Annotated in this window: 2 protein-coding genes; both read right to left on the bottom strand. The window is 74.0% G+C overall.

Annotation, left to right across the window (positions count from 1 at the left end; translation table 11 throughout):
- Positions 1–231: 231 nt before the first annotated feature.
- Positions 232–879, bottom strand: coding sequence for a fasciclin domain-containing protein (locus E2E34_RS33385; protein WP_138905578.1), 648 nt, complete (start codon positions 877–879; stop codon positions 232–234).
- Between the two features lie 206 nt (positions 880–1,085).
- On the bottom strand, positions 1,086–2,450 hold the full coding sequence (locus E2E34_RS33380; protein ID WP_138905577.1) for a cryptochrome/photolyase family protein: 1,365 nt from the start codon (positions 2,448–2,450) through the stop codon (positions 1,086–1,088).
- Positions 2,451–2,480: the final 30 nt, after the last annotated feature.

Genomic DNA, 2,480 nt, shown 5'->3' with positions numbered 1-2,480 from the left:
CCACCCCGCCCGGCTATCGGGCCGCCCGGCGATCGGGCCGGCCCGGTGCTCAGCCGGCCGGGCGCGTCGCGACACCGGCCACGCGCAGCGCCGCGTCGGCCGTCGCGGCGGCGAAGGACTCGGGCGGGCGTCGGACGTCGGCACCGGCCGGGGCGGCTGAGCCGCCCGGGCCGGTCGCGGTGGTCGTCGGAGGGCGGTCGGACGGTGGTCACCCGGGCACCGCGACGGCGGCTACTTGGGCATCAGGACCGTGTCGACGATGTAGACGGTGGCATTGGCCGTCGGGACGTTGCCGCACACCACGTTCGACGTGTCGTTGATCTTGTACGACTCGCCGGATCCCGAGGTCGTCAGCATGCCCTTCTGGAGCGTCTCGAACGAACCGTCCTCGAGCTGCTGGGGCGTCAGCTTCTGGCCCACCACGTGATAGGTCAGGATCTTGGTGAGCGTCTCCTTGTCGTTGAGGACCTTGTCGAGGTCGGCCTTCGGGATCTTCGCGAAGGCGTCGTTGGTCGGCGCGAACACCGTGATGTTCTCTGCGGAGTTGAGCGTGTCGACCAGGCCCGCCTTCTTCACCGCGCTGACCAGGGTGGACAGCTCGGGATTGTTCGACGCGGCGGTCGCCACCGGGTCCTTCGCCATCCCGTCGAAGCTGCCGGCGCCGTCCTGGGGCACCGACGCGCAGCCGGGGCCGAAGGGCTTGTCCGTAGTCGCCGCCCGGTCGCCCGCCGTGGCCTCGGAGGACTCCTGCGCCGCGGTGGGCGATCCGGCGGCCCCGCTGTCGTCGCCGTCGCCACTGGAACAGGCGGTCAGCGACAGGGGAAGCAGCGCGGCCCCGGCGACGACGACGGCCAGGCGCTGGTAGCGGGAGGTCATCATGGTGGTCTCCTTCAAGCGAAACGTACGAAAAGGGGGGTGAGCGGAACACGGAGGCGCCGGGGGCGGAGCTGTCAGGCCCCGCTCCGACGCCGCTTCCGGTCTCCGCTCACACCCGCTATTCGGCGCCGCCGGAGCCGCGGATTGGTCGTTCCCCCGATCCGGTCAATCTCCGTACGCGTGAGCGGGCGAACGCGGCCGGCGCCCGGTCACAGCAGGCCCCGCGCCCGCTCGAACCGGGCACGCCCCTCAGCGAGGTCGACCACCGGATCGGGGTAGTCGAAGCGGGCCCGGTCCGGCCCCGGCGCCGTCCACGGCTGGTGGACGGCAGCGCCCGCGAGCCCGGCGAGTTCGGGCACCCAGCGCCGCACGTAGTCGCCCGACGGGTCGAAGCGCCTGGCCTGGGTGAGCGGGTTGAGCAGCCGGTTGGGGCGCGTGTCCGTGCCGGTGCCCGCCACCCACTGCCAGTTGAGCTGGTTGTTGGCGATGTCCCCGTCCACCAGGAGGTCCAGGAAGTGCCGGGCGCCCACCCGCCAGTCGACGTACAGCGTCTTGGCCAGGAAACTCGCCGTCAGCAGCCTGCCCCGGTTGTGCATCCACCCCTCGTGCCGCAGCTGGCGCATGGCCGCGTCCACCACCGGATAGCCGGTGCGGCCCTCCCGCCAGGCGGTGATCTCCCGCTCGTCGGCGCGCCACCGGTCGCCGCGCGGGCGGTAGTCGGCCCACGAGGCGGCCGGGCGGGCCGCGAGGACCTGGTAGTGGAACTCCCGCCAGGCGAGCTGGCGTACGAACGCGTCCGCGCCGGGGCCCTCCTCGGCCCGCGCGCGCCGGACCGTCTCGGCCGCCGAGAGGCAGCCGAAGTGGAGGTAGGGCGAGAGCCGGGACGTGACGTCACCGGACAGATCGTCCTGGCCTTCTCCGTACGCCTCGACGCCGTCCGCCAGCCAGCCGCGCAGCCGTGCGCGGGCCTCGTGCTCGCCACCCCTCGCCAGAGCGGGCGACGTTCCGGCGACCGCCGCGCGCGACGGCAGGGGCTCGCTCTCGACCGTGTCGGGCACCCGCACCACCCGGGGCGCCTTCCCGGTGTCGCGGACGCCGGCCGCCTCCCACTTGCGCAGGAACGGCGTGAAGACGGCGAAGTGGTCCTTGCCGGCGGGCGTGACGCGCCCCGGCGGTACGGCCGTGACGACCGCGTCGTGCACGTGCAGCGCGCACCGGACGCCGGCGAGGGCGGCGCGCAGCCGTTCCTCGCGGTGCGCGGCGTAACCGCTCACCCCGGCCGCGACGTGCACCTGCTGGGCCCCGCACCGGGCCACCACCCGGCAGACCTCGTCCACCACCTCGCCGGTGCGGACCACCAGGCGCCCGCCCCGCTCGCGCAGCCCCGCGTCCAGCGAGGCCAGGCAATCGGCGAGGAAGGCGCGCCGGTTGGGGGCGTCGAAGCCGGCCCCGGCCACGCCCCGGTCCTGTACGAACAGGGGCACCACCTGGTCGGCCCCGCGCAGGGCCGCCGCGAGCACCGGCTGGTCGTACAGCCGCAGGTCGGAGGTGAACAGCACCACGGCGACGCTCATTCGTTGTCCTTGCCCTCGTGAGTCTCTCGG

It is taken from the genome of Streptomyces albidochromogenes (assembly GCF_005981925.1).
GTDB classification, from domain to species: domain Bacteria; phylum Actinomycetota; class Actinomycetes; order Streptomycetales; family Streptomycetaceae; genus Streptomyces; species Streptomyces albidochromogenes.
The sequence above is the reverse complement of the archived record's forward strand: the minus strand, read 5'-3'. Positions and strand labels throughout refer to the sequence as shown.